Source organism: Acinetobacter sp. A3, from assembly GCF_012371415.1.
In the GTDB taxonomy this organism is placed as follows: domain Bacteria; phylum Pseudomonadota; class Gammaproteobacteria; order Pseudomonadales; family Moraxellaceae; genus Acinetobacter.
The window spans coordinates 152,510-178,794 of record NZ_JAAZQW010000001.1 but is presented as its reverse complement, the minus strand read 5'-3'; the positions used below and the strand labels follow the sequence as shown (position 1 = coordinate 178,794).

The following is a 26,285-nucleotide window of genomic DNA, read 5'->3' as shown; positions in this document are numbered from 1 at the left end:
AGAAGGATTTCTTTTTTTCCTGATTTGTGAGCAAGCCAGAAATCCGTACATTTTTTAAGTATTTCGTTCAGAGTTTGATGTGCTGTCATCATCCACTGTAATAGGTTGTTTCGGGGGCCAAAAGAAATCACTTGGACGGGTCAGAAAATGGGTCAGCACCAATTTTGCCAGAGGCTTCCATTGTTCAAAACGTACCCGACGTGCACGTAGTGCCACAATAATTGTTAAAGTAAAACTCACAAATAAGTTGGTTAAACCAATCAGTAGTACCCCTAAAAATGACACAATAATGAGGCCAATTTCAGGTGAGCCATTCACATTCATTAAACCTTGAATAAAGTTGGCAGAGGCAAAGGCAATATGGCGAATATCAATTGGTAAACCGAGAATATATCCGAGCGTGGCAGTACTGCCGAGCATAATCCCGAATAAAAAATTACCAGCCAATGCACCTAAATTACGTTCAATATAATTCGCAAAGCTATTCAGGCGTTCCTGTCCGAGCAGCATTTTTAGGTGGATGTGGGCTTTTAAACGTGGCCCAACTTTACGATACACCGCCATGTTGTCAAAATAACCAGCAATCAGACCTGACAAAAATAAAAATACCCCCGCAATAGCTGCATGCGGAACCGCTAAAGAGGTAAAGGGGTTTAAGTCATGTAAGGTGTCTGATGCTTTGGCATGTGACATTAAAGGTTCATGCAATGCGGCATCCCAACTAAAAGCAATTAAAGCTGCAATTGGAATGGCAATGGACATATTACCCAAAATAGCAATGAACTGTGTGCGAATAATATTAATAATGAGTGCGGCTAATTCGGCAATTTGTGCGGTCTTTGAACCTTTACGATGCTGAACGGTCGATGCCAAGGCCGCAGCAGTCATCGCGGGCTGTTTGGTGGCAACAGTAAAGTGCAACACATGAATAATCATAAAGCCAAATGAATAAATCATGCTGTTTATGATGGCTTGCATCATTGGAGCCAGCGCTAAGCGAGAGGCGAGGGTTTTGAGCGTTGCCATAGCAGCAATTAAAACCCCCGCACCTGCTGCGGCTTTGTACATGCCCAAAAAGCCGTCTTTGTCGGTACTTACATAATGCTCGCCTGTTTTACTGGCATTTTCCGTGACTTGTAAGGCAATTAATTCACTGTTTTCTGCCAAGAGCGAACGCACACTGCGCTCGCTATACAGTGCTGCGGTAACATCTACCAATAACTGTCCCATTGAAATATGGCGAACTTTGTCTTGTGCCACAATCAAATTAATTAGCAGTTCAATCCGTTCCAGACATTGTTCCAGCAAGGACAGTAAATAGGTCAGACTAATACTGACTCCAGTGCGTTTGGTGGCACGTCTAATTTTGCTACTGACATTATGACATTGATCAATCATCACCAAAGCTTGAGCGGCATCGGGTGGTTGGATGGCACTCATTTGATCATGTTGCAGATCTGCAGTTTTATATTGCTGAATAAACTCATTGATTTCACGGTTTTGTGCAAAGAAAGGCGAGTCGTATTCACTCAGTTCAGGGTAGGCACTAATAAATTCAGGATATAAACCAATGCCACTGACCCGATATGACAATACGGTCAGGGCTTTAATAATTTCACTGCGAATCAGACGCTTCTGGGTTTGCCCGCCATGCCCACGATTAAGCAGGGTGAATAACTGTTGCCATTCAGCATCATCAATATTGTCTAACCAATATTTGTCGCTGCGCAGAGGAAAGACCCGACGCACTAAATCTTGCAGTTGGCTTTCATCATTAATTAGCGGTAAAAAGTGTGCGCCTAAGCGCTGGAACAGCTGATTCCAAAAGCCATCTAAAGACAGAATGCCAGTGTCAGCATATAAACTGGTTTGTTTGTACTGATTAATTAAACGTAAAACAAAATGTTGCAGGGTCGAGCTTGCGTTTGGAGTGATCAATAAAGCATGCAAGAGTGCCTGAAACTTTTGATGGGTTTCTTCTAAATTTTGGGTGTCTTGAGGACGAATACGATTGACCAGCTCAATCAGGAGATTTTCATCAAGAACAGCTTTGGGCGTGTCCAGCTGTTCTTGCATTTTATTAAATAAATCGTTGAGTTTTATATGCATAAGCAGCTTAAATTATTGAATACGGTGTAAAGCCAACAAGGCTAAATTCTTTAAGGCCTGACGATAGACCGACTCAGGCAGTGCTTCTAAAGCAGCAATAGCCGCTTCGGTTTCTTCTGTAGCACGCTGGCGGCAATAATCGAGAGCGCCTGAAGATTGCACAATGGCAATGACCTGATCTAGGTCAGCTGTGCCGCCTGTGGCAATACTGCGACGAATAATTTGATGTTGTTCGCCTGTTGTATTTTGTAAAGCAGAGATTAAAGGCAAAGTCGGTTTGCCTTCCATTAAATCATCGCCAATATTTTTACCTAATGTTTCAGCATCTGAGGTGTAATCCAAAATATCATCAATGATTTGGAAGGCATTACCAAAGTGTCCTGCAAATAAACGCAAAGGCTCACGGTATTGCGGTGTGCCAGTTAAAATTGCAGCACCTTCGGTTGCCAGTTCAAATAAACGTGACGTTTTACCGTGAATAATATCCAAATAAATTTTTTCAGTGGTGTCTGGTTGATGCTGTGCCTGTAGTTGTAAAACTTCACCTTCGGCAATTTCACAGGTACCTGTAGAAAAGTCTTTCAGCAATACCATGTCATTTAAATCGACCAATAAGTCGAACGAGCGGGAAATTAAGAAGTCACCCACTAAAACTGCAGTCTGGTTATTCCATGTTGCATTGGCTGTTGGGCGACCACGACGTAAACCTGACTCATCTACAACATCGTCATGCACCAAAGTTGCGGTATGTAGCATTTCAATAATGGCCGCCAGTTTACGTTGACGTTCCAAATCTTCTGCACCACAGGCTTTGGCTGCAAGCAGACACATAATTGGACGCATGCGTTTGCCGCCTGCTTCGACCACGTGTTTACTAACGGCCATGACCAGGGCAACTTTTGAGGTAATTCCTTCATTAATAAATGTATCCATCGCGGCAAAATCAGAAGCAACAGGGGCGAGAATGTCTTGCTTAAAGTCGATGGTCATGTGAAAGGAAACCTCAATAATATTGAATTACAAACTTAGTGGAATCTATTGTAACTTTGGTTACAGCCAAGAAAATTAACTCAGTCTGCGAAAATAACACGCTGAATGCAATAGCTAGGCAATTGTATAATTGTTAAGTCTAATTGAAAACTAAGTAAATAACTTTATTGGTAAATTTGGCATTTGCTTAAGTTGCGCCTGATTCTAACAAGCGTAACGGCTTGCGCCAATACAATCTGTCTATTTACCCTTAACCAAGGGGTATAAAACATGACAAGTAGAGGTGTTTACTAAATAATCAATGCGCGTATACAATAATTGCCGCAAATGACTTGTTGTTTGTGTGAATATCCCTTAAAATCCTTGCCCTTGAATAACCCCCAGTGGCGTTCGTTTTAAGATCGATATATCCCTTTATCGGCACGACGACACGGGCATGTTTGGAGTACATTATGTACGCAGTAATCCAAAGCGGTGGTAAACAGCACCGTGTTGTTGAGGGTGAAACCCTTAAAGTTGAATTATTGAAAGCTGAAACTGGCGCAACTATTACGTTTGATGACGTATTAATGGTTGTAAACGGTGACAACGTTCAAATCGGTGCTCCAGTTGTTGCTGGCGCTAAAGTAACTGCAGAAGTGGTTGGTCATGGTCGTCACGACAAAATCCGTATTGTTAAAATGCGTCGTCGTAAACACTACCGTAAGCAACAAGGTCACCGTCAATGGTTTACCGAGTTGAAAATTACTGGTATTGCAGGCTAATCACTAGGAGTAAATAGACATGGCAACTAAAAAAGCCGGTGGATCGACTAAGAACGGTCGTGATTCGAATCCTAAGATGTTAGGTGTTAAAGTTTACGGTGGTCAAACTGTAACTGCTGGTAACATCATCGTTCGTCAACGTGGTACAGAATTCCACGCTGGTGCAAACGTAGGTATGGGCCGTGACCATACTTTATTTGCTACTGCTGACGGCGTAGTAAAATTCGAAGTGAAAGGTCAATTTGGCCGTCGCTACGTATCTGTTGAAGCGTAAGCAACAATAGAAAGAAACCCACAAGTGATTGTGGGTTTTTTTACGCCTATAAGATTGCAAAAAACTCAGAAGTAGATGCTTTTTATATCTTCATCATGATGGATAAATTTCTACATATTATATTAATAACAATACAAAACTTCTTATTTTCTATCATATTAGCGCCAGAAATTGGTTTAAGATGGGACATCCAAAACATTGCGACTAAGCAAATATAAAAAGGTGAATCTATGAATATGCTTCGTAAAACCATGTGTGCTGTGGCATTGGGTGCAACGACTTTAGCACCAATCATGAGTACCACAGTGTTTGCTGCGCCAGTGGCAGCATCGGAGCAACAGGCGACAGCAAATTTAGTTAAACAATTAAACGGTATTAAAAGTTTTACGGCCAATTTTGAGCAAACTACCAAAGTCAGCAACAATGGTAAGGCTTTACCAAACCGTGGTCTATCTGCTCAACACATGAACCAGAATTTTAAAGGCGTGATGAAAGTTGAACGTCCGGGTAAATTCTTCTGGGAAACCACCAGTCCAGCCAAACAGACCATTGTGACCACAGGTAAAACGGTATGGATTTATGATCCAGACTTACAGCAAGCGGTACGTCAAAGTTTAGATGATCAAGTAGCGAACACACCCGCATTATTACTTTCGGGTAATACCAACCAAATTATGCAGTCTTATCGTGTAACGCAGCCGAACAAGGCTAAGACTTACTACACTTTATATCCAAAAAGTGATGATGGTGTATTTCAAAGTCTGACCATTAGTTTTGGTGCACGTAATGCACCTACCTTGATGATTTTACAGGACTCGTTGGGGCAAACCACACATGTACGTTTTAACAATGTGAAAGTTAATGCCAAAATTCCTGCATCGACCTTTAATTTTACTCCGCCAAAAGGTACGGATATTATTGATCAATAATCAACACATCGAAGTTAAAAGTGATGATATTTAGGGCGTTTTAAACGCCCTAATTTTTTATGGATCATATGTCCTTGCAGGTTATCCCTTATTTTTAGGTTAGAAAGATTTGGGGCAGTAATACTCGCCTTAAATTATACGCAAAGCAGATTGTGAATAATTTAGTGTCTGGCACAACAATTCAGCGATTTAAAACTCAGCCTACATATTTATCTGTAGATTCATTCTAAGAAATCCACAATTTCTGTGGATAAATCTTGGGATAATTCACATTTTAAAGAAAGAGGTACGCAGATTGGGTCGTTGCTTATGGGTGTCTAGGTTCTGGTTGTTGTGTTTAAGATTCTGATTTATATGTAAAAAATAAAGAAAGCTCTGTATCAAACATTGTATTAATTTTAAACTCGGTTATCCCCTATAAATTCCGTTACACAACTGCTCTAGGATTGAACAGCAAGAGTTGCCTATAGTCTTGACGAGCAAATTGGGTTGTGTATCACCATCAAGTTGCTTAATAGATAACGCATCGCAGCATTTTATTTTTAAAGCAGGACAGGGGGGAGGTTTAATGCAACATTTAAAATCACAGGTCTGGGTTAGTGCTGTCGCTTTAAGTTCAGTCTTGTTGTTCACCGCATGTCAGCCAAAAAATGACACAACATCTAAAACAGAATCAGGCCAAGTGGCGACTTCATCGGCTGAAAATATTCCAGTGGTTCAAGCCAAAGTGGTACCTGTTGAGTTGGCGCAAAAACAAGTCTGCGATGAAGAAGGCTGTACCGCCTACGACATTCAGACGGTCAAAAGTAATGTGGCATGGATAGATAATTATTTTATGCAACGCTTGCAAAAAGCCGACCCAATTGCATTTTCTAAATCGGCTGCTTCAGCCGCTACGCCAGAAGAAGAAACGAATCCGATGGATTTGAATCAGAGTTCATCTTATGTGCGTTATATCGGGCAACATGGCAATTTAGCGACCTTTAGTTTACAAAGTTATTATTATCCTGCACGTGCAGCACACGGCATGCATCATCAAGAATTTGTGACCTTTGATTTAAAACAACAAAAGCGTTTGGCACTCCAAGATATTTTATTGCCCAATGCTGAAGCCAAAGTAGTAGAGGAATTGTTCAATCATAATTTTAATTGGTTAGATGAACATGATATTTCCCGTGAAAAATTTAAACTGAGTGATAACTTTTACTACGGTGCCAATGGCATTGTGTTTGTCTATCCATTGTATGAGCTTGCCTCTTATGCAGAAGGTATGCCTGAATTGGTGCTGCCGTATTACGCAACAGCACAATTGATCAAGCCTGAATATTTACCAAGTTTGCCTCAGTACCCTAACCAGTAAAAGTGAAAAATAAGCGCTGAGATTGCTGTAATAAGGTGCAGCTGTGAATCGGGTTACTGTATTTTTTAACCCGAAGCGCTTACACTATAGCCAGTTTTTTTCTTATTCCAAGATTGGCTATGATTGACCCGAAATTACTCAGAAATAATATTGAGGCTGTAAATTTAGCCTTAGCAAAACGTGGTGTGCAATTAGATGTAGCAGAGTGGGCAGCACTTGAAGCACGTCGTAAAGAATTGCAATCTAAAACCGAAGCATTACAGGCAGAACGTAATTCGGGTGCAAAACAAGTCGGTCAAATTAAAAAAGCAGGTGGCGATGCCTCTGAAGTTATGGCACGCATGTCTGCAATTGGTGATGAAATCAAAGCTGCTGAAGTGGCTTTGGCAGAATTGCAAGATGAATTAGAAGCCAAATTACTGTCTATTCCTAATATGCCAGATGAGTCTGTACCTGAAGGTAAAGACGAAGCTGATAATGTAGAAGTATTGAAATGGGGCACACCACGCCAGTTTGATTTTGAAATCAAAGATCATACCGATTTAGGCGAAATGATGGGTGGTTTGGAGTTTGAAACTGCAACCAAACTGACAGGCTCACGTTTTAGCGTACTCAAAGGGCCTTTGGCGCGTTTACAGCGTGCGATTACCCAGTTTATGCTAGATACGCATACAGATAAAAATGGTTATACCGAAGCTTATGTGCCGTATTTGGTCAATGCAGATTCATTGCGTGGTACAGGACAACTGCCTAAGTTTGAAGAAGATTTATTCAAGCTTCAAGGCGAAAAAGAATATTATCTGATTCCAACCGCAGAAGTGCCAGTGACTAACTTTGTGCGTGATGAAATCATTGATCCTGAGCGTTTACCGCTAAAATATGCCGCACACACGCCTTGTTTCCGTAGTGAAGCAGGTTCTTATGGTCGCGATACCCGTGGTTTAATCCGTCAACACCAGTTCGATAAAGTTGAAATGGTGCAAATTGTTAAACCTGAAACCTCAATGCAGGCTTTAGAAGAGTTGACTGGGCATGCAGAAGGTATTTTGCAGGCACTTGGTTTGCCGTACCGTAAAATTATTTTATGCGGTGGCGATATGGGCTTTGGGGCGACCAAAACTTACGATTTAGAAGTTTGGGTGCCAAGTCAAAATACCTATCGTGAAATATCTTCATGTTCAAACATGGGGGATTTCCAAGCACGCCGTATGAAAGCGCGTTACCGTGCCGATCAAAAGAAAACTGAATTTGTGCATACGCTAAATGGTTCAGGTTTGGCAGTTGGTCGTACCTTATTGGCGGTAATGGAAAACTATCAACGTGCCGATGGTTCAATCGAAATTCCAGAAGTGTTACGTCCATATATGGGCGGTGCAGCGTTTATTAATTAAGTTGTGCACAGCTCGGCTTAAAATTGCTTACAGTCAGATTTAAATATTGAGGTTTAGTGTGGATATTTTTCCAATCTCGTTAAAGTTGCAGCAGCAACCTTGTCTGATTGTGGGCGGTGGGCATATTGCCTACCGTAAAGCGGTATTGTTGGCTAAAGCAGGTGCACAAATTGATGTTGTTGCACCTGAAATTGATGCAAATCTCCTGCAACTGGTTCAGCAGAGTCAAGGGCAGTATTATCCGGCTGAATTTAGCACTGAGGTTGAATTGCGAGCATACCGTTTGGTAATTGCCGCAACAGATAGTCATGCCGTCAATCAGCAGGTTTTTGAAGCCTGTGAAGCCGAAAAAGTATTGGTGAATAGTGTGGATGATCCGCCACATTGTCGCTTTATGGTGCCTGCCATTATTGACCGTTCACCTTTGATCATTTCAGTGGCCAGCAATGGCACATCTCCTGTGTTGTCGCGTCAAATTCGTACCCAACTGGAAAGTACAATTCCGCATGGTATGGGCAAACTGGCTGAATTTTCAGGTCAGTGGCGTGCCGCAGTAAAACAGAAAATTGTCAATCCAGATGAGCGCCGTATTTTTTGGGAGGAACTCTATGCGAGTCCCCTGAAAGAACAGGTGTTCAATGACAATCTTGAGGCTGCTAATCAAAGCATCCAACAAGCTTTGGCTGAATGGGACACGCCAAAAGGTGAAGTCTATTTAGTGGGTGCAGGCCCTGGTGATCCTGAATTATTGACTTTAAAAGCACTGCGTTTAATGCAGCAAGCCGATGTGGTGATTTATGACCGTTTGGTGTCTGCTCCCATTTTGGAGTTGTGCCGCCGTGATGCCGAAAAAGTTTATGTCGGCAAAGCACGTTCCAATCATGCCGTGCCGCAGGAAGGCATTAATGCCTTATTGGTCAAATACGCACAAGCGGGTAAACGTGTCTGTCGTTTAAAAGGCGGTGATCCCTTTATTTTTGGGCGTGGTGGCGAAGAAATTCAGGAGCTGTATGAAGCAGGTGTCTCCTTTCAAGTGGTGCCAGGCATCACAGCAGCTTCAGGCTGTTCGGCTTATGCGGGGATTCCGCTGACTCACCGTGACTATGCGCAAAGTGTGCGTTTCCTGACAGGACACTTAAAGGAAGGTTCACCTGAGTTGCCGTGGTCAGAATTGGTGTATGAGCATCAAACGTTGGTGCTGTATATGGGCTTGGTGGGTTTGGAAACCATTTGTGAAAAACTGATTGCACACGGACAGCGTGCCGACATGCCAGTGGCGCTTATATCTAAAGGTACTACCCCTGAGCAGAAAGTCGTGGTAGGTACCTTGGCAGATATTGCCAGTAAAGTGGCGCAGCATCAGATTCAAGCACCAACCTTGACCATTATTGGTGAAGTGGTGAGTTTGCGTGAACAATTAAAGTGGCAAGGGTAAATTGATCCTTGTTTCAGCGTTTAAGAGAAGAGAAATCAAGTGATCCATGTCGTTTTGTATGAGCCAGAAATTCCAGCAAACACAGGCAATATTATTCGTTTGTGCGCCAATACCGGTGCACAACTGCATTTGATCAAGCCTTTGGGTTTTGAGTTGGATGATAAAAAATTGCGCCGTGCTGGTTTGGATTATCATGAATGGGCACGTATGCAAATTTGGGACAATCTTGAGCAATGTTTGGCTGATTTAGACAGCAAAGGTGTGGGCTTGGATGCGATTTATCCACTAACGACTAAAGGCACAGAAACACCACATACGTCAAATTTAAACCGACCTGTGGCTTTGCTGATGGGGCCTGAAACACGTGGTTTGCCTGAAGCAGTACGCATGCTATTTCCACAGCAGCACTGGATACGTTTACCAATGGCAGAAAACTCACGCAGTCTAAATTTGTCTAATGCCACGGCAGTTATTTTGTATGAAGCATGGCGTCAGCAGGGGTTTAAGGCGCTGGTTTAATCTGTATTTGGATTATAAAGTTGCCGTAATGAATAAAAGCTGAGGTAAATCGCGCTCAGCTTTTTTGTTCCTGCTATTTTTTGATTTATTAGTGAAATTATTTTAGGCATAAAAAAGGCGCATAAAGCGCCTTTTTTATTTGAGCTGATGTCCCGTCCTGAAATAAGTTTACACCTTAAGAGACTTATTTTATGGAACATAAACGAGAACAACGAGTTAAGCGCACACAACGTGATTATAGCTTCGCCTTTAAAATGATGGTGGTACATGAAGTAGAAAAAGGGCAAATTACTTATAAACAAGCTCAGGCAAAATATGGTATTCAAGGAAGATCAACTGTGCTGGTATGGTTACGCAAGCACGGACAACAGGATTGGACTTCGAATATGCCGACTTCTTCTAAACGCCAATTGACACCCCAACAACGAATCCGCCAATTAGAAAAACAGTTAGCCGCAGAAAAGCTCAAAACTGAATTTATACAGGATGTGATTTATCACATTGATAAAGAGTGTGGGACTGATCTTGGAAAAAAGTATACCGAGCACGTTTCAAAGATTGGCAAAGCCAAAGAAGACTAAGCGTTTCACGTTATTGTCAGTGGTTAGGAATCACTCGACAAGCTTATTATCAAGCAGAAAAACGTGCTCAAATGACTGCACAAGCAACTGAACAAATACTTGAGTTGGTTATGGAATATCGCTGTCTCATGCCAAGTATCGGAACACGTAAGCTGTATTGGCTTATTAAAGGCAAATTGTTGCAACGTGGTTTAAAGTGTGGACGGGATCAGTTATTTAAAATATTGAAAGAAAATAACTTATTGATTCGCCCTAAGCGTCGCTATACAAAAACTACGGATAGCAAGCATTGGATGAAGAAGCATCCAAATTTATTAAAGGATTATTCAGCAGTGCAAGCCAATGAAGTCTTTGTTAGTGATATTACCTATGTTGAGAGTGCTGAAGGTGTGCATTATTTATCCTTGGTGACAGATGCTTATACCCGACAGATTAAAGGTTATAAGTTATCGAATGATATGCGTGCGGAGAATGTTGTGCAGGCTCTACATATGGCGATGCAGCAAGCGACAGATCGAGCGACTAGGATGATTCATCATTCAGATAGAGGTGCTCAATATTGCTCTGAGCTATATCAATCGGCATTGCGCCATTATGGGATATGTCCTTCCATGACAGATGGCAAGGACTGTTATCAGAATGCATTAGCAGAGCGAATTAATGGAATATTAAAGCAGGAGTTTTTAACCACGCGATGTCAAACCATGAAGGAGTTAGATCACTTAATTGCGGAATCTATCATGATTTATAATTGCTATAGACCACATTTAAGTTTAAATATGAACACCCCGAATCAGACGTATGAGCAAACTAAAACCGAGCTAATTGCTTAACTCGGTTTGAAGTGGAATACTGTCAATCTATTTCAGGACAAGACATGAAGTACAGAGATTATCTGTCATCAAACTCGTTATGTTGTGGCGCAGGGTGTTTAAAGCCTTTGGTCTTATAACCAAGATATAAAACCCCAAACATTGCCCACCACAAGCCATACTTCAATGAAGTTTCATCAACTTCGAGCCATAACGCAAAGACTGCGATAAAACCACATAAAGGAATGACAATGAAATTGATAATATCCTTAGGTGTTTTGTTGCGACCATCGCGTAGCGCATAGCGTGAAATTACAGATAAGTTCACGAAGCTGAATGCGGTGAGTGCACCAAAGCTGATCAATGAAATCACAAAATCTAGATCCATAAAACCAGCAGTTAAGGCTACAGCACCCACAATTAGAATGTTGTATGAAGGCGTGTAGTTACGTGGGCTGATATGACCAAAGAGTTTTTTGTTGATCACACCATCACGACCCATTACATACATTAAGCGTGATACACCTGCATGCGCTGAAATACCTGATGCCATGACCGTTACAATTGCAAAGGTCAGTACATAAGATTGGAACAACGAGCCACCCACCAACAGTAAAATTTCTGGCTGAGTTTCTGCGATATTTTTAAAGTAGCTACCTGGTTCATTCGGGAAATAAATCTGCATGAAATAGGTGCTAACAATGAAAATTACGCCTGCAATTAGTGCAGTTAAGAAAATCGCTTTTGGTAAGGTTTTCTCTGTATCTTTGGTTTCTTCTGCAAGTGAGCTGAGTGAGTCAAAGCCTGTAAATGAGAAGCAGAGTAGGGTTGCACCCGTAATTAATGCACCTACCGAAGTTAACTCATTCCAAAAAGGTTGCAAGCTCCATAACTGATAGCGTTGTTCTGCGGTAATAGGGCCATCGGCATTAAAACCAGCTTGTAATTTGGTGAACATCATCCAAGTAAAGACACCAATTACCACCAACTGGATTAACACAATCAAGCTGTTGAAGTTCGCCACAAAGCGCGCACCACGCAAGTTAACACCTGTCATGAATGCGGTGAGTACCACCACCCAAATCCAGTGATTCACTTCAGGGAATAACGCTTCTAAATAAATCACCGCCAAAATAATATTGACCATTGGCGAGAGCAGGTAATCCAGCCAGGATGACCAACCCACCATAAAGCCGACGTTGGGGTGAATGGATTTTTGTGCATAGGTATAGGCCGACCCTGAAGATGGGTAACGACGAATCATGTGACCATAACTCAAAGACGTGAGCAAAATGGCAACTAGTGCAAAAATATAAGATGTGGGTACGTGAAAATGACTTTCTTCCGATACTAAACCGAAAGTGTCGAATAACGTCATCGGTTGAATATAGGCTAAACCAATAATAATGATGTGCCAGAGCCCTAGCGTTTTTTGCAGTTTAGCTGCCGATTGAGTCCCAGAGATATTTGTCAACGGCGTTATCCTCTTAATCGTTGATCAAGGATCAGTCATGTTTGTTCAGGATTGTTTGAGACGAACAATCCCCCCTACATAAAAAGTAAAAACGCGCCAATCTACTCCATAATGATGCGCTTTGTCAGTATCTTTGTTTTCTTTTTTAGCAGAAAATATGCCACATTGATGAAAAAATATCAGACGCAGCAGTCTACCAATGAAAAGCCCGATGTTTAAAAAACATCAGGCTGGTTTTTCGGCTATGTTCGCCTATTTTTTAGCAATTACCAAGCCTTTTTTAAGATAGCCTTGAGTTCTTCTAAATTGGCTTCTTTCGGGTTGTAAATAATTGAACCATCGTTCAGGGCTTTTTCAGCCACCTCATCTAATTGTGCTTCGCTTACTTTGCCTGTTTCCTGCAAGGTACGCGGCAATTTAGTGAGGGCGTATAAGCGGTCACGAATGGCAACAATTGTTGAAATGGTTTTGTCGGCACGTAAATGCGCTGGGGTTTGTGCATACACATCTGCACCTGCCAATGGCAAGAGTAGATCTGCAATTTTATCGGCATTTACTTCTTTGTTGTATTCCAGCACATACGGTAAGAATAAATTCATACACAGACCATGTGGTAAATGCGCGACTGCACCCAAGGCATGACCTAAAGAATGTACTAAGCCCACCATAGAGTTTGAGAAAGCAATGCCCGCCATGGTAGATGCCTGTGCCAATTCTAGACGACCTTGTTCATCGCTTGGGTTATCTAACACATTAAACAGGTTGTTGCTGATTTTCTTAATTGCTGCTGTGGCATAGGCATCAGAAATTGGATTGGCTGCCATGCAACTATAGGCTTCAACGGCATGTGTCATCGCATCCATAGCGGTCATAGCTGTTAAATGTGGTGGCAACGTTTGCGTCATACGTGGGTCTAAAATGGCAGCATGTGGCATTAAGTAATACGATGCAAATGGCATTTTAACGTTCTTTTCAGTGTCTGAAACTACTGCGACCATGGTCACTTCTGAGCCTGTGCCTGAAGTGGTTGGAATCACAAAAAAAGGTTTGAGTGGACGCGGTAAGTTATGTGCACCTGAATATTGCAATAAGTCATCGCCACCTTCACTCACTAAAATATTAGTCGCTTTGGAGGTGTCGATTACCGAACCACCACCCACCGCAATAATGGCATCACAGTTGTTTTCACGGTATAGCTGAGCAGCACGACGCACAGTCATAACACTTGAGTCTTGCGGAACATCATCAAAAATACAGCCGATCACCGCATCGGTAGATTCAAATGCAGCTTCAATCGGTGCAAGTAGATTGTTGGAACGCACGCCTTTGTCGGTAATGATCATTGGGCGTTGAGAACCTAGTGTCGCCAATTCAAACGGGATGTGTTCAAGTGCGGCATGACCCGCAATGACTTTGACTGGGCAAAAAAATTCGTAATAAGGCTTCGCCATGTTATGCACTCCGTTTGAAATAAGATTGGGCAACTTTTAGATAAATATTGGCTGCACCTGATAGTTTTTCTTTTAAGCTAAGTTCGCTTGGATATTGTTTTACTGCCAATTCTGCCAGTAATTTAGGCAAGATCAGTGCTTCCATTTTATTCAGGCAACGCACTAAACGAATGGCATAAGACACATCACCATCGGCAATCATGCGGTCATGTGCAAAGGCTTGTGCTGTGCTTTCCTGAAAGGAAAAAACCAAATAGGCATGGTTTAAATGTTTGAAGGTAATGGTTAAATCTGGTTTTTGGGCTGTATTTTGCAGCAATTCCAGTTGGTGGTCTTCAGTGACTTTGGCAATAAAGGCTGGACCATTTGGAAAAACTTTCATAGACAAGACAAAGTTGCTTGGGAATTTGGCAACTTCTTGTTTAATTTCTTCATCGACCTGACTTGCCATGACTAAACCTCTGCCAATGATATCCATCATGAGTTTGACATAGGCCAGTTGCAAAGCGGGTTTCACAGATTTAGTTGAAATCACGCGCTGAATCCCTGTGTTATAAATCATTATTTAGAGTAAATACTCTATTTTATTTCTTATTGAAAAGAAAGCCATTTATACGTGAATGACTTGAACGTCATTAAAGTAACCGCTGTTTTGTAAAGTTTCAATGATATCTGCACATAAGTTTTCAAAATGTGGATAGTTCTCGACTAAATCCATCACACGCACCATTTCCAAACCTGCATAGCCGCAGGGGTTGATGTTTTGAAAGCCTGTTAAATCACAATCAATATTGAGGGCTAAACCGTGATAGCTACGACCTTTACGAATTTTAAAACCCAGTGAGCCAATTTTACGTTCATTGACATATACGCCTGGTGCATCGGCTTTGGCATAGGCATCAATGCCGTATTTTTTAAGCAGCTCAATCATCAAGTTTTCAGCATAAGATACCAAAGTACGGACATTCCAACCTAAACGGTTGAGGTCAAACATGAAGTAGGCGACCAATTGGCCTGGGCCATGCCATGTGACTTGGCCTCCTCGGTCAGTTTGTACTACAGGAATATCCGTAGCCATTAAAATATGTTCAGCTTTGCCTGCTTGCCCCTGAGTGAGTACATTCGGATGCTGCAAAATCCAGAGTTGGTCAGGACTGTCTGCATCACGTTGCTCCGTCCAGTGTTTCATTTCCTGAAAGCGTGCTTCGTAGTCTGTCAGGTCATGGTATTGACGAATAATCAGGTTTGGCCGTTGTGCAGTGTCCACAGTGATGCAGTCCTATCCGTAAAAGCAAGAAATTGATTTTATTATACGAAAATGTGGCGGGTGTAGGGGATTTGTGGAATGAATAAGATTTTGTGAGTTCAGAAACAAAAACACGCTCGAAAGCGTGTTTTTAAAGATGAATCTGCAAAATTACAAGGCAGTTTTAATTAGTGGGCAAGCGGCTAAATCTGCATAAATTGCATGCACTTGTTCCAATTCTTCAAAACGCAATTGTGCGGTAATTGAATGATACTTACCTGTGCGTGATGGGGTAATGCGCAGGCTTTGTGTATCAAATTCAGGAAAATGTTTCACTAAAATTTCAACCACGGCAATACGCAGTTCATCACCCGCGTCTCCAATGAGTTTAATTGGGTAATCCATTGGAAATACCCAAAGATGCTCTTGTAGTTCACGAGATGGGGTACGGTTGAATAACGTCATAAGCGTGATCTCTATCTCTATAGCAAACGCCTGCATCGAAGCAGGCGTGTTGGTCTTGTATAAATAAATGAGGCTGAATTTTAAATTTTCAACCAATCATCTAAGTAACAATTAGTCATTTTCCAAGAAAGAACGTAAGTGTTCAGAACGCGAAGGATGACGCAGTTTGCGAAGTGCCTTAGCTTCAATCTGACGAATACGCTCACGGGTCACGTCAAACTGTTTACCTACTTCTTCCAATGTATGGTCGGTTGGCATATCAATACCAAAACGCATTTTCAGAACTTTGGCTTCACGTTCAGTCAAGTTTTCAAGCACTTCACGGGTCGCTTCTTTTAAGCCTTCAGAGGTTGCCGCATCGACTGGTGAAGTGATGTTGCTGTCCTCAATGAAGTCACCCAAATGTGAATCTTCATCATCACCAATTGGCGTTTCCATAGAAATCGGCTCTTTGGCAATTTTCAGAACTTTACGAACTTTGACTTCGTCCATTTCCAAGCGTTCGCCCAATTCTTCTGGAGTTGGCTCACGGCCCATTTCCTGAAGCAATTGACGCGATACACGGTTGATTTTGTTAATGGTTTCAATCATGTGTACTGGAATACGAATGGTACGTGCTTGGTCGGCAATTGAACGGGTAATCGCCTGACGAATCCACCAAGTTGCATAAGTCGAGAACTTATAACCACGACGGTATTCAAACTTGTCTACCGCTTTCATCAAGCCGATGTTACCTTCCTGAATTAAGTCAAGGAATTGCAAACCACGGTTGGTGTATTTTTTCGCAATCGAAATGACCAGACGTAAGTTGGCTTCAACCATTTCTTTCTTCGCACGGCGGGCTTTGGCTTCACCAACGGCCATACGTTTAGAAATGTCTTTAATGCCTTTTACATCTAGACCTAGCTCTTTTTCAATATCGGCAATCTTTTGTTGGAAAGCCAAAATATCTGGACGTACTTTTTCCAAATAGCCTTTTTGATCTGCAGCAGCTTTGGCAATCTGTTCATCTAACCAAGCAAAATTAGACTCTTGACCTGGGAATGAAGTACGGAACTGGGTACGATCCATACGACCACGACGCACCGCATAGCGCATCACTTCACGTTCAGCCGTACGGATTTGTTCATGTGTGCCACGAATCATTTCAGAAATGATATCAAACAAACGCGGTGTAAATTTGAACATCATAAACACGGTAGCCAATGCTTCTAAAGCTTCTTGAGCTTCAGCACTTTCACGGCCATGTTTTTCAATCGCTGCAATTTTTGCAAGATAGGCTTGTTCTAATTCACCAAAACGCATTTTGGCAATTTCTGGGTCTGGGCCTGAATCTGTTTCAGATTCTTCTTCAGTTTCAGCTTCTTCTTCCTCATCGTCATCATCAAGTTTGACGTCTTTGGTTGGTTTGTCGCTGGTGTCTTCTTCTTTGTCTAAATCGGCTTCGTCTTCTAAAACTTCTGGAATTTCTTCATCGGTTTCAGGGTCTAAATAACCCGATAAAATATCGGCAAGGCGGCGTTCACCCGCTTCATAATCTTTATATTCTTGCAGTACCACTTGCACTGCGTTTGGCCAGTAGGCAATCGAGTGAAGTACATCGCGAATCCCTTCTTCAATACGTTTCGCAATGCTAATTTCACCTTCACGCGTTAACAGCTCAACCGTACCCATTTCACGCATATACATACGCACAGGGTCTGTGGTGCGACCAGGCTCATTTTCTACAGAGGCAAGTACCGCTGCAGCTTCTTCTTCAGCAACTTCGTCGGCAGCTTCTGCATTGTCTTCGAACATTGCATCATCAGATTCAGGCGCACGTTCATGCACAGGAATACCGACGTCTTGAAGCATTTGAATAATGTCTTCAATCTGTTCGCTTTCCGTGATTGAGTCCGGGAGATGATCGTTAACCTCAGCGTAAGTTAGGTAACCTTGCTCTTTGCCTCGGCTAATCAGAGCCGCTACTTGCGAAGTAGGGGAATTCATATCGCTCATCTTTGCTTACTCTTCGTTGAATCTGTGGCAGTGAAAAACCGTGCATGATAGCACAATTCGCTTTAAATAGGGTTGGAATTGATCAATCAAGCATGATTTTAAAATGATGTTTGAATGAAGAATTGAATAGGAATATGGGGCTTCATTACTGTTTTTCAAGTCAATTTCCTTTTTGCCCGCAAAATATTTTTATGATTGGGGCCAATCCTGAATAATGATACTAACTTGCTAATATATACACAAATTTTAAAGTATGTTGCAATGTGCGTATGTTGCAGTTTTTTGAAAAAAATAAATAAAACTTGACAATATTTATAAAGGCAGATAAATAGCGGCTAGACCCTTCACATTTTTTCATTCTGAGGTAGTTTTAGTGTCTTCTACAGATTTTGAACTAGATGATAACTACGGTGATGATGATGTTAATTTCGATGAGGCATCAAACAAAATAAGCGCGAAAGAATCTTTAGAAAAGCGCCGTTTGATTGATGATTTACTCGCACAACGTCGTTTGGAACGTGAGCTCAAAGATTTTGATTATGATTTTGACGATGACGACGATTTTGACGACGAAGACGACTAAAATCAGGTTCTGCATCACCCGCTGAAAATGCTATGCTACATCCCTAAATTGACACCTATGGATTTGAAATGACTGCTTTAGATTTAGACCTGTTAAGTGAATATCTAGATGGTGACCAAAACGAATATGGTCTAGACTTCGCTGCAACACATGGTTTCTTGTGTGCCATTGCAGTTGGACCTCTATTTGACCCATGGTTAAATGAATTATTTGAAGGCAATCAAAACAAAGTGCCTGCCGAAATTATCGCGCAAATTAAGGCATGGTTAGAAAGTATTCGCCAAAGTTTAGCCAATGAAGAAGGCATTGAATTTCCATTTGAAATTGAAGAAGCAGAAGTTGATTCAAGCTTAGGTGACTGGAGTGTTGGTTTTGTAGATGCCATGTTCCTGAATGAAGAAGCGTGGTTCACACCTGAATTTGAAGAACAACTGGTCGATTTAACTTTGCCAATGATGGTATTTAGTGGCATTGATGAAGAAGACCCACAAATGGAATCTTTCCGTCGCAATGGTCAGTTAATGGACGAGATTGCAGAAGAAATTCCTGAAAATCTGAATGAATTGTATTTGATGTATCACACACCTGAATAAACTGTCGAATCTATTGGTTAGATTCATGTTTTTGCATATTTGAAAGCATGAATACCTAAAAAAAGCACTGCTAAATGCAGTGCTTTTTTGTGGCTAGGATGAATACATCAATGATGTATTGTTTCAACCTTAGCAGAACTATGCCAATTAGCGTGTAGCACGATCCCAAGCATCTTTTACCGCAAATTTTGCTTGTTCCCAAGTTAAGCGAGAACTGCCTTTAATTTGTTCCCATTTGCTTTTTAAATCGGGTTCGACATCTTCAAAGCGGGTATGTGCATCATAATGCGGGCGGTTTTCATAACCAACACGGTAAGCATTTTGGTAGTCACGGTCATATTCTAAATCGGGGTAATGACTGCGTGTTTCTGCATAATAGACAGTATTGAGACTATTGGCACGCCAGTACGCTTCTTCTTCGGTAGGATTGACTACTTCTGCAGTGCCCTTACCAGCTAATCCACCAACAACAGCACCTACAGCACCACCAACCACTGCACCTACAGGGCCGCCTAATGCGCCAACGGTTGCACCTGTTGCAGCACCACCAACTGCACCTAGACCTGTACCAACAGGGTGGGCACCCGGCTCACCTGTAATCGGGTCGGCATTTAAACGATCACGTTCTTCTTTGGGTAAATTTTTAACCACATCACGGTCAATCTGTTCATTGCGTTCAAAATCTGACATGCGAATCACCTTTTATCGTTGTATGAGTTATTGCTGTGTTCATATTCATAATCGCTATGAATGAACTAAGCTTAGGCGATGAAAATGTAGCCTTATACTCCATTCACAAGGTGTTTTAGTTACAGCGCATGTCTGAAGTAAGTTTATATATGATGCTGCGCGTGGCTGTAGTTTTTAGGTGTGTGCTGTTGTTTTTGGGTGTCTAATACAGCAATTCAGTAAAATTTTATAAGAATTTATTGTGGTAGTAACGGTTTGCGTACCAGTTGTAGGCAATATGAAACACAGCACCATGAATGGCAATCAGGCACAGCATGATCACGGCAGCCAAAGCCAATCCTGCTTTATCTGCTGCTTTTAGAATTTCTTCTGCATTTGGGTTCATGAGTACCAAGAAAAATACAAAGAAGCTGCCAATAATAATGGCCACCGCGCTTGAGCCCCAAACCAACTGGATTTTTTCGTCACTGCTGGGTAGGCGTTGTTCTTTTTTTACAAAATGGCCTGCGCTAATAAATGCTGCAGCAATTAAGGTCGGTAGCAGAGTCAGTCCACCCAAGTTCAACCCAAAAATTAATACAGTAATCAGCAAAACCAGCGCAATACTATAAACTGCGGCGAAGAAGAGTAAATAATGTTTCATGTCTGGTTTTCCCCGAAAAGATATAATTTTACAGTGTTGTATTGATTAATGCTGTTGTTTACGGCGGTATCTACGGTACAGCACCACAGCAACAAGTAGCACTACAATGGCAATAATTACATGGCTGACCCGATTGAAAATTTGATGCATAAGTTGCTGATTTTCACCAAAATAATAACCGACACAGGCTAAAAATGTTGTCCAAATAATGGTGCCCAGACCACTATAAAACATAAATTTCCAAAATGGCATGCGACTCATACCGGCAGGAATACTAATCAATGAGCGGATTGCAGGAATCATACGCCCAAAAAAGACAATGCGATGTCCGTACTGTTCAAACCAGTGTAGAGATTTTTTGACGTCCTGCTCTTTAATGAATAGATATTTGCCGTAACGATTGACCCAGCGATAGATACTGTCGTGTTTACAACGATAGCCAACCCAATATAAAACTGCGGCTGCAACTAATGAGCCTATACAGCCTGCAATAATCACACCCAATAGCAACAATTGCCCTTGAGAGGCAGAATAGCCTGCTGAAGGCATAATAATTTCTGAGGGAACAGGCGGGAAGACGTTATCCAGAAACATTAACAAGGCAATACCGAGGTAGCCGAGTTGTTCCATAATGGAAATAATCCATTCAGTTACATTCATGCAAGTCGTGTTTTAAAAAAGTGCTCCTATCCTAAGCACTCTTGCATAAACAGTAAAGTATAAGAACGGTAAAGCCTTGCGCTTTAGGCTTAATCAAGTTCTGAATGGGTGAGGGTGTAGATATAGACTCGTCTTAATGTATATGCCATAAGAATTGGAACTGCACACAGCAAGGCGTAATTAAAAAAATTGGCAGGTAAATGATAGCCAATAAAAGCTGCAATAATGCCACCTAAAATTGCACCCATAGCCACAATAAAGGTATGTGACTCATCTTCCAAACGATTTTGTATTTCTGTATGACACAGAGCAGATAAAGATTTTACAGGGGTGAAACGTAATGTTTGCATTGAATTTGAAATTGTTGTTTTTAGCATAATTTCACTCCTGATAATAGCGTATAGGTTTAGGAGTACATAACGATCCTTAAGTTTTGGTTATGGGTGAGATTGTGTGTTGTTGCTTATCCACTAATAACAGCCACAAATTTTGTGGCTTATTTAGCTTGAATGCTATCACCCAATCTGGGGATTTTTGCGCAATAGTTGGTAAAAATGCGTTGTATTTTTATGTTCTATGTAATCTTGCGTGAATGAGCACATACTGAATGGCAATAAAAAAGCCCTCAAAAATGAGGGCTTAAGTTTATTCTCCAGCATGCTAAAGACTACGTCAGACATGCTCGAGAAATATTTATTACAACCTGTATGTATTACAGACGTTTGCGTTTGGCGGCAGCAATTTGTGACTGACGCATACGGAAACCTTCTTTTTGTTTCTCTGTGGTTTTATCAATACAGTACACGCAAGATACGCCGTGTTCATAGCTTGGCAGTTCAACTTCTTCTGGAAGCAATGGCCAGCCACAAGCATGACACTTGATGTTTTGGCCTTCTTGCATACCGTGAGTTACTGCGGTACGACCATCAAACACAAAACATTCACCTTCCCATAAGCTTTCATCGGCAGGGGTTTCTTCTAGGTATTTTAAAATACCACCTTTAAGGTGATATACCTCATTAAAGCCTTCCTGAAGCAATAATGATGTCGATTTTTCACAGCGAATTCCGCCTGTACAGAACATCGCAATTTTTTTGTCTTTGTGTTGTTCTAGGTTTTGCTTAACGTAGTCAGGAAATTCACGGAAAGTTTCAGTTTTTGGGTCAATCGCACCTTTGAATGTACCTGCCTTGTATTCGTAGTCATTACGAGTATCAATCAAAATCACATCATCACGGGCAATCAGTTCGTTCCATTCTTTCGGGTCTAGGTAGTGACCGACCAAGTCACGTGGTTTGACTTCTACACCTAGCGTAACAATTTCTTTCTTCAGTTTAATTTTCATTTTACGGAATGGTTTTTCAGAGCTATGCGACTCTTTATATTCCATTGCGGTAAAACCTTCGTTTAACAGAAATTGGTGTACTTGATCAATCGCCGCACGATCACCTGCGATGGTACCGTTAATGCCTTCACCCGCCACAATAAGAGTACCGCAAAGGTTGATTGAATTTACCAAATCTAGCAGGCGTTGTTGAAGATCGGAAGGATCTGCAACTTCTTTGAATTGGTAAAGTGCGGCAACAACCCAAGTCGTGGTCGCTGGCTGTTCTACAGGTGCAAGCTGTTCTACAGTAGCGTTCATGGAGTACTCCAATATGTGAAAGACAAAATTTAAGGCGCATATTCTAACCCGCTTTGCTTGAATATGCGAGAAATCCGAGTGAGGTGCATGGTTTTAAAGCGTGACACAGCATTTTAAAAATGTACCAGAACGGGGTATGATGCCACTCGGTTTGAACTGCAATATTGCAATTCAAACTTGATACCTCTAACTGAATGTTGTTTAAATTTTGGAGTGCTAGATTGAGTAAGGATCGTCCAAGTGCCACTTTAACCCCGTGTGCAGGTCGTTGTTCTACGGTTTTTGGTGATTCTGTCTGTCGAGGTTGCCGTCGTTTTAACCATGAGGTGATTCAGTGGAACACGTATAGCACCGAACAACATACTGCAGTTTGGCGTCGTTTGGATGCACAGTTAGATCAGATTTTAGTACCAATGTTGCCTTTTGCAGATTTACGTCATGTAGAAGGCTTTGTACGTTCCAAGCGTGTGCGTTTACGAGAAGATGCCTCTAAAGGTCGTAAGCTGTACCATGCGCTTAAGCTCTGTGAGAAAAACCGCCATTTTACCGATGAAAGTGGTTTGGGTATTCATTACAAAGAGGTGCGACCGTTGTGGCAAGAGTTTGAGCGCCGTATTTTGGCATTGGCAACCGCAAGTTATGATTTTGCATTTTTACGTGCCGATGGCATTAGTCATAGTCTGTTGCAAAACCTGCAAGAAAGTTAAGGGTTCATTCAAAAGCAATTCATGCTGTTGTCATGAAATGACCCTAAATTCGGATATAAAAAAACTCGCAAAAATTGCGAGTTTTTTATTGCATACGGCAGGGGAATTACGCCACTTGTACTGGAATACAATTTGCTGTGTGACTGACTGTGTTGTCTGGGTTTGCATAAACCAAACGCGGTTGATGCGCATTGGCTTCTGCTTCAGTGAAATCACCAAAAGTTGCAATGATAATAATATCGCCTACATCGGCTTGATGTGCTGCGCCACCATTGACAGAAATGATCCCTGAATTGTCTTCACCACGAATGGCATAAGTCGTGAAGCGCTTACCATTGGTCACGTTCCATACGTGGATTTCTTCATATTCACGAATGCCAGCCAAATCCATAAGCGTTCCGTCAATTGCACAAGAACCTTCATAGTGAAGTTCTGCATGAGTTACAAAAGCACGGTGGATTTTGCATTTTAATAAACGAGATAGCATGGTGAGCGTCTCCTTAGTGGACCTAAGATTTTATCTTATGGTGAATTCAATCACTGCTTGACTGAGGTCGGTACTGAGCAGAAAGCGCATTTTGCTCTCAAAATAGCGACAAGGCAAGTGTGATTGTTCAACAATTGTAGATTCATTAGTTCGGTTTATAGGCATTGATTTGATTCATGGCTTGTTGTACGTCGCCATTGACCAGTAATTTGATGCGACCCAAGGCATGTGCAAGAGCATCATTCATGAGGGTTTGTTCGCTACTTGGTGCTTTGCTGAGTACATGGCCTGATACGCGTTCTTTTGAACCCGGGTGCCCAATACCAATGCGTAAACGATGAAAATTTGGACCTGTATGCGGTACGATGTCACGCAAACCGTTATGACCACCATGACCACCACCTGTTTTTAGGCGGATGATCCCTGGGTTCATGTCCAGTTCATCATGAGCAATCAGCATAGCTTCAGGCGCAATTTGATAGAATTTGGCGAAGGGAACAACACTTTGACCAGAACGGTTCATAAAGGTTGTGGGTAATAACAGACGAACGTCTTGACCTTCGATATTACCGCGACCGCTGATCCCGTGAAATTTAGGATCGGCTTTTAACGTAATGCCATATTGATCTGCAAGCTGTTCTACAAACCAGAAACCTGCATTATGGCGGGTTTGGGCATACTCTTTACCAGGGTTGCCCAAACCAACAATCAGTGAAATATTAGCCACTAATTACACCGTAAACACTTATGCGCGTTTGAAGTCAGCGTGCATAGGTGTGTTTTTAGCAGGGTGACGTTGTAAAGCTTGGATTTTAACGCTTTCAACTTTGTCGCCTACTTTGATTTCTACAACTTCTTCAAAGAAAGCGTTGCTTTCTAAAGCTTTTACAAGCTCACGAAGTTCTAAAGTAACAGCTACTGGCTCAGCGTCGCCACCATAAATGATAGCTGGAACTAATGCAGCGTGACGAAGGCGGCGGCTCGCACCTTTCCCTTGGTTAGCTGCTTCACGCGCTTGAGCGTTTAATACGAAGTTTGCCATGATAGACATCCTTATTTTGAGTTTAAATAAACTAGATCTGCGACCAATCTAGTGATAGAAAACCCTGCCAATTGGCAGGGCTTTGAAAATTCAGCGCTCTATTATAGATAAGAATCGAACATTGCGCTAATAGATTCTTCGTTGTTAATACGACGAATTGTTTCTGCAACCATACTCGCAACAGACACTTGACGGATTTTGCCAAGTGCTTGCGCTTCTTCTGAAAGAGGAATAGTGTCAGTTACAACCAATTCATCAATTACAGAATTTTTAAGGTTTTCAATTGCTTTGCCTGAAAGTACAGGGTGGGTTGCATAAGCAACAACACGACGTGCACCAAAAGTTTTCAGTGCATCAGCGGCTTTGCATAATGTGCCCGCAGTATCTACCATGTCATCTACAATGACACAGTCACGATCTTTTACATCACCAATCAAATGCATCACTTGTGATTCATTCGCTTTTTGACGACGTTTATCGATAATTGCAAGATCGATATCACCCATTTGTTTTGCAACAGCGCGTGCACGAACCACACCACCAACGTCTGGTGAAACCACCATTAGGTTGTCGTGTGACTGTTGACGCAGGTCAGCCAATAGCGCAGGCGTACCGTAAATGTTGTCTACAGGGATGTCGAAGAAACCTTGAATTTGGTCTGCGTGCAAGTCAATCATCACCACACGGTCAATGCCCACAGTCGTTAGCATATCTGCAACCACTTTGGCTGTAATTGGAACACGTGTAGAACGAGGACGACGGTCTTGGCGGGCGTAACCGAAGTAAGGAATAACGGCAGTAATACGACCAGCACTTGCACGACGCAAAGCATCAGCCATCACCAAGATTTCCATGAGGTTGTCATTGGTTGGCGCACAAGTAGGTTGTACGATAAATACGTCTTTACCACGGACATTCTCGGTAATCTCTACAGCAATCTCACCATCAGAGAAGGTAGAAACTGATGCAGCACCTAAAGGAATGTGCAAGTGGCTTACGACTTTTTGAGCGAATTGTGGATGCGCGGTTCCACTAAAAACGACAAGATTGGGCATGAAGCACCCTTGGCGGTTGGTGTATGTAGGAATAGATGGCAGGGGTAGCTGGATTCGAACCAACGGATGCCGATATCAAAAACCGGTGCCTTACCACTTGGCGATACCCCTAATGCGGCAGAACTTTAATATTTTTACGGCGTTCTGTCAAGGTAAATTAACAGGATGGCGCTAATATTGGGGGTTCTGTCTAATGCGAGAAAATGGCAGGGGTAGCTGGATTCGAACCAACGGATGCCGATATCAAAAACCGGTGCCTTACCACTTGGCGATACCCCTAATACAGTAATCTACAGGTGAAAGAGATGGCAGGGGTAGCTGGATTCGAACCAACGGATGCCGATATCAAAAACCGGTGCCTTACCACTTGGCGATACCCCTA

At 42.0% G+C, this 26,285-nt stretch carries 28 protein-coding genes and 3 tRNA genes; 11 read left to right on the top strand and 20 right to left on the bottom strand.

What is annotated here, in order from left to right; genetic code table 11:
• Window positions 1–54: 54 nt before the first annotated feature.
• Entirely contained in the window at window positions 55–2,109 is a 2,055-nt protein-coding gene (locus HHA42_RS00865; RefSeq protein WP_168525069.1) for a site-specific recombinase, read from the bottom strand.
• Between the two features lie 12 nt (window positions 2,110–2,121).
• A complete protein-coding gene (sdsA, locus tag HHA42_RS00860; RefSeq protein WP_168460880.1) occupies window positions 2,122–3,099 on the bottom strand; it encodes an All-trans-nonaprenyl-diphosphate synthase in 978 nt (325 codons plus the stop codon).
• A gap of 452 nt (window positions 3,100–3,551) precedes the next feature.
• Between sdsA and rplU the strand changes: the two genes are divergently transcribed.
• From rplU to HHA42_RS00820, 8 genes are all read left to right on the top strand, one after another.
• On the top strand, window positions 3,552–3,863 hold the full coding sequence (gene rplU, locus HHA42_RS00855) for a 50S ribosomal protein L21 (protein ID WP_004972275.1): 312 nt from the start codon (window positions 3,552–3,554) through the stop codon (window positions 3,861–3,863).
• A gap of 19 nt (window positions 3,864–3,882) precedes the next feature.
• On the top strand, window positions 3,883–4,137 hold the full coding sequence (gene rpmA, locus HHA42_RS00850) for a 50S ribosomal protein L27 (protein ID WP_004760935.1): 255 nt from the start codon (window positions 3,883–3,885) through the stop codon (window positions 4,135–4,137).
• Window positions 4,138–4,367: 230 nt separating this feature from the next.
• On the top strand, window positions 4,368–5,066 hold the full coding sequence (gene lolA, locus HHA42_RS00845) for an outer membrane lipoprotein chaperone LolA (RefSeq protein WP_168418004.1): 699 nt from the start codon (window positions 4,368–4,370) through the stop codon (window positions 5,064–5,066).
• A 568-nt stretch (window positions 5,067–5,634) separates the two neighbouring features.
• Window positions 5,635–6,426, top strand: a complete 792-nt coding sequence (locus tag HHA42_RS00840; protein ID WP_168525067.1) for an RsiV family protein — start codon at window positions 5,635–5,637, stop codon at window positions 6,424–6,426.
• A 119-nt stretch (window positions 6,427–6,545) separates the two neighbouring features.
• Window positions 6,546–7,817, top strand: a complete 1,272-nt coding sequence (gene serS / locus HHA42_RS00835) for a serine--tRNA ligase (protein WP_168460884.1) — start codon at window positions 6,546–6,548, stop codon at window positions 7,815–7,817.
• A gap of 58 nt (window positions 7,818–7,875) precedes the next feature.
• Window positions 7,876–9,252: a siroheme synthase CysG gene (cysG, locus tag HHA42_RS00830; protein WP_168460886.1), complete on the top strand. Its 1,377-nt coding sequence runs from the start codon at window positions 7,876–7,878 to the stop codon at window positions 9,250–9,252.
• 39 nt (window positions 9,253–9,291) lie between these two features.
• Complete coding sequence (locus tag HHA42_RS00825) at window positions 9,292–9,771, top strand: tRNA (cytidine(34)-2'-O)-methyltransferase (RefSeq protein ID WP_168418008.1); 480 nt, start codon at window positions 9,292–9,294, stop codon at window positions 9,769–9,771.
• Window positions 9,772–9,962: 191 nt separating this feature from the next.
• Window positions 9,963–11,185, top strand: a protein-coding gene (locus HHA42_RS00820) for an IS3 family transposase (RefSeq protein WP_168525065.1) whose coding sequence is annotated in 2 segments (ribosomal slippage) — window positions 9,963–10,299 and window positions 10,299–11,185 — 1,224 coding nt in all. Because the reading frame shifts where the segments join, the coding sequence is not laid out codon by codon here.
• 58 nt (window positions 11,186–11,243) lie between these two features.
• Here HHA42_RS00820 and HHA42_RS00815 read toward each other — a convergent pair.
• The 6 genes from HHA42_RS00815 to rpoD form a co-directional block, all read right to left on the bottom strand.
• Window positions 11,244–12,638, bottom strand: a complete 1,395-nt coding sequence (locus tag HHA42_RS00815; RefSeq protein WP_168418009.1) for an APC family permease — start codon at window positions 12,636–12,638, stop codon at window positions 11,244–11,246.
• A 266-nt stretch (window positions 12,639–12,904) separates the two neighbouring features.
• The gene (locus tag HHA42_RS00810) at window positions 12,905–14,089 is read right to left on the bottom strand and encodes an iron-containing alcohol dehydrogenase (RefSeq protein ID WP_168460890.1); all 1,185 of its coding nucleotides are present in this window, start codon (window positions 14,087–14,089) and stop codon (window positions 12,905–12,907) included.
• Window position 14,090: 1 nt separating this feature from the next.
• Window positions 14,091–14,624 (bottom strand): hypothetical protein, encoded by a 534-nt coding sequence (locus tag HHA42_RS00805; protein ID WP_168418011.1) that lies wholly within the window; start codon window positions 14,622–14,624, stop codon window positions 14,091–14,093.
• A gap of 75 nt (window positions 14,625–14,699) precedes the next feature.
• On the bottom strand, window positions 14,700–15,356 hold the full coding sequence (gene lipB / locus HHA42_RS00800) for a lipoyl(octanoyl) transferase LipB (protein ID WP_168418012.1): 657 nt from the start codon (window positions 15,354–15,356) through the stop codon (window positions 14,700–14,702).
• Between the two features lie 150 nt (window positions 15,357–15,506).
• Window positions 15,507–15,800, bottom strand: coding sequence for a DUF493 domain-containing protein (locus HHA42_RS00795; protein ID WP_168418013.1), 294 nt, complete (start codon window positions 15,798–15,800; stop codon window positions 15,507–15,509).
• A gap of 111 nt (window positions 15,801–15,911) precedes the next feature.
• Window positions 15,912–17,798, bottom strand: coding sequence for an RNA polymerase sigma factor RpoD (rpoD, locus tag HHA42_RS00790; RefSeq protein ID WP_168418014.1), 1,887 nt, complete (start codon window positions 17,796–17,798; stop codon window positions 15,912–15,914).
• 373 nt (window positions 17,799–18,171) lie between these two features.
• On the opposite strand from rpoD, the gene HHA42_RS00785 reads away from it, so the two are divergent.
• Entirely contained in the window at window positions 18,172–18,381 is a 210-nt protein-coding gene (locus HHA42_RS00785; RefSeq protein ID WP_004972246.1) for a PA3496 family putative envelope integrity protein, read from the top strand.
• A gap of 68 nt (window positions 18,382–18,449) precedes the next feature.
• Entirely contained in the window at window positions 18,450–18,974 is a 525-nt protein-coding gene (locus HHA42_RS00780) for a YecA family protein (RefSeq protein WP_168525063.1), read from the top strand.
• 147 nt (window positions 18,975–19,121) lie between these two features.
• Here HHA42_RS00780 and HHA42_RS00775 read toward each other — a convergent pair whose 3' ends face one another.
• From HHA42_RS00775 to HHA42_RS00755, 5 genes are all read right to left on the bottom strand, one after another.
• Window positions 19,122–19,664, bottom strand: coding sequence for a hypothetical protein (locus tag HHA42_RS00775; protein ID WP_168525061.1), 543 nt, complete (start codon window positions 19,662–19,664; stop codon window positions 19,122–19,124).
• A 226-nt stretch (window positions 19,665–19,890) separates the two neighbouring features.
• Window positions 19,891–20,307, bottom strand: a complete 417-nt coding sequence (locus HHA42_RS00770) for an ABZJ_00895 family protein (protein WP_168460896.1) — start codon at window positions 20,305–20,307, stop codon at window positions 19,891–19,893.
• Window positions 20,308–20,352: 45 nt separating this feature from the next.
• Entirely contained in the window at window positions 20,353–20,967 is a 615-nt protein-coding gene (locus tag HHA42_RS00765) for a DedA family protein (RefSeq protein ID WP_168418018.1), read from the bottom strand.
• Between the two features lie 89 nt (window positions 20,968–21,056).
• Window positions 21,057–21,344, bottom strand: a complete 288-nt coding sequence (locus HHA42_RS00760; RefSeq protein ID WP_168525059.1) for a hypothetical protein — start codon at window positions 21,342–21,344, stop codon at window positions 21,057–21,059.
• Window positions 21,345–21,679: 335 nt separating this feature from the next.
• On the bottom strand, window positions 21,680–22,612 hold the full coding sequence (locus tag HHA42_RS00755) for a rhodanese-related sulfurtransferase (protein WP_168418020.1): 933 nt from the start codon (window positions 22,610–22,612) through the stop codon (window positions 21,680–21,682).
• A 221-nt stretch (window positions 22,613–22,833) separates the two neighbouring features.
• Here HHA42_RS00755 and HHA42_RS00750 point away from each other — a divergent pair, with 221 nt between their 5' ends.
• Window positions 22,834–23,319, top strand: a complete 486-nt coding sequence (locus HHA42_RS00750; protein WP_168418021.1) for a DUF1289 domain-containing protein — start codon at window positions 22,834–22,836, stop codon at window positions 23,317–23,319.
• A gap of 106 nt (window positions 23,320–23,425) precedes the next feature.
• On the opposite strand, the gene panD is transcribed toward HHA42_RS00750, so the two are convergent.
• From panD to HHA42_RS00715, 7 genes are all read right to left on the bottom strand, one after another.
• Window positions 23,426–23,806 (bottom strand): aspartate 1-decarboxylase, encoded by a 381-nt coding sequence (panD, locus tag HHA42_RS00745; RefSeq protein ID WP_168418022.1) that lies wholly within the window; start codon window positions 23,804–23,806, stop codon window positions 23,426–23,428.
• Window positions 23,807–23,951: 145 nt separating this feature from the next.
• Window positions 23,952–24,533: an aminoacyl-tRNA hydrolase gene (pth, locus tag HHA42_RS00740; RefSeq protein WP_168418023.1), complete on the bottom strand. Its 582-nt coding sequence runs from the start codon at window positions 24,531–24,533 to the stop codon at window positions 23,952–23,954.
• A gap of 18 nt (window positions 24,534–24,551) precedes the next feature.
• Complete coding sequence (gene rplY / locus HHA42_RS00735; protein ID WP_168418024.1) at window positions 24,552–24,848, bottom strand: 50S ribosomal protein L25; 297 nt, start codon at window positions 24,846–24,848, stop codon at window positions 24,552–24,554.
• A 101-nt stretch (window positions 24,849–24,949) separates the two neighbouring features.
• On the bottom strand, window positions 24,950–25,903 hold the full coding sequence (locus tag HHA42_RS00730; protein WP_004972226.1) for a ribose-phosphate pyrophosphokinase: 954 nt from the start codon (window positions 25,901–25,903) through the stop codon (window positions 24,950–24,952).
• A gap of 36 nt (window positions 25,904–25,939) precedes the next feature.
• Window positions 25,940–26,014 (bottom strand) — tRNA-Gln (locus tag HHA42_RS00725).
• Window positions 26,015–26,107: 93 nt separating this feature from the next.
• Window positions 26,108–26,182: transfer RNA gene (locus HHA42_RS00720), tRNA-Gln, on the bottom strand.
• A 27-nt stretch (window positions 26,183–26,209) separates the two neighbouring features.
• Window positions 26,210–26,284, bottom strand: a tRNA-Gln gene (locus HHA42_RS00715).
• Between the last annotated feature and the right edge of the window lies 1 nt (window position 26,285).

Excerpts from the sequence above, each read along its gene's own strand:
- HHA42_RS00795 (WP_168418013.1), bottom strand. The coding sequence starts at position 15,800 with ATGACGTTATTCAACCGTACCCCATCTCGTGAACTACAAGAGCATCTT.
- rpoD (WP_168418014.1), bottom strand. The coding sequence starts at position 17,798 with ATGAGCGATATGAATTCCCCTACTTCGCAAGTAGCGGCTCTGATTAGC.
- HHA42_RS00770 (WP_168460896.1), bottom strand. The coding sequence starts at position 20,307 with ATGAAACATTATTTACTCTTCTTCGCCGCAGTTTATAGTATTGCGCTG.
- HHA42_RS00865 (WP_168525069.1), bottom strand. The coding sequence starts at position 2,109 with ATGCATATAAAACTCAACGATTTATTTAATAAAATGCAAGAACAGCTG.
- rpmA (WP_004760935.1), top strand. The coding sequence starts at position 3,883 with ATGGCAACTAAAAAAGCCGGTGGATCGACTAAGAACGGTCGTGATTCG.
- panD (WP_168418022.1), bottom strand. The coding sequence starts at position 23,806 with ATGCTATCTCGTTTATTAAAATGCAAAATCCACCGTGCTTTTGTAACT.
- HHA42_RS00760 (WP_168525059.1), bottom strand. The coding sequence starts at position 21,344 with ATGCTAAAAACAACAATTTCAAATTCAATGCAAACATTACGTTTCACC.
- HHA42_RS00810 (WP_168460890.1), bottom strand. The coding sequence starts at position 14,089 with ATGGCGAAGCCTTATTACGAATTTTTTTGCCCAGTCAAAGTCATTGCG.
- rplY (WP_168418024.1), bottom strand. The coding sequence starts at position 24,848 with ATGGCAAACTTCGTATTAAACGCTCAAGCGCGTGAAGCAGCTAACCAA.
- HHA42_RS00765 (WP_168418018.1), bottom strand. The coding sequence starts at position 20,967 with ATGAATGTAACTGAATGGATTATTTCCATTATGGAACAACTCGGCTAC.
- HHA42_RS00730 (WP_004972226.1), bottom strand. The coding sequence starts at position 25,903 with ATGCCCAATCTTGTCGTTTTTAGTGGAACCGCGCATCCACAATTCGCT.
- HHA42_RS00840 (WP_168525067.1), top strand. The coding sequence starts at position 5,635 with ATGCAACATTTAAAATCACAGGTCTGGGTTAGTGCTGTCGCTTTAAGT.
- HHA42_RS00755 (WP_168418020.1), bottom strand. The coding sequence starts at position 22,612 with ATGAACGCTACTGTAGAACAGCTTGCACCTGTAGAACAGCCAGCGACC.
- HHA42_RS00780 (WP_168525063.1), top strand. The coding sequence starts at position 18,450 with ATGACTGCTTTAGATTTAGACCTGTTAAGTGAATATCTAGATGGTGAC.
- HHA42_RS00775 (WP_168525061.1), bottom strand. The coding sequence starts at position 19,664 with ATGTCAGATTTTGAACGCAATGAACAGATTGACCGTGATGTGGTTAAA.
- sdsA (WP_168460880.1), bottom strand. The coding sequence starts at position 3,099 with ATGACCATCGACTTTAAGCAAGACATTCTCGCCCCTGTTGCTTCTGAT.
- serS (WP_168460884.1), top strand. The coding sequence starts at position 6,546 with ATGATTGACCCGAAATTACTCAGAAATAATATTGAGGCTGTAAATTTA.
- lolA (WP_168418004.1), top strand. The coding sequence starts at position 4,368 with ATGAATATGCTTCGTAAAACCATGTGTGCTGTGGCATTGGGTGCAACG.
- rplU (WP_004972275.1), top strand. The coding sequence starts at position 3,552 with ATGTACGCAGTAATCCAAAGCGGTGGTAAACAGCACCGTGTTGTTGAG.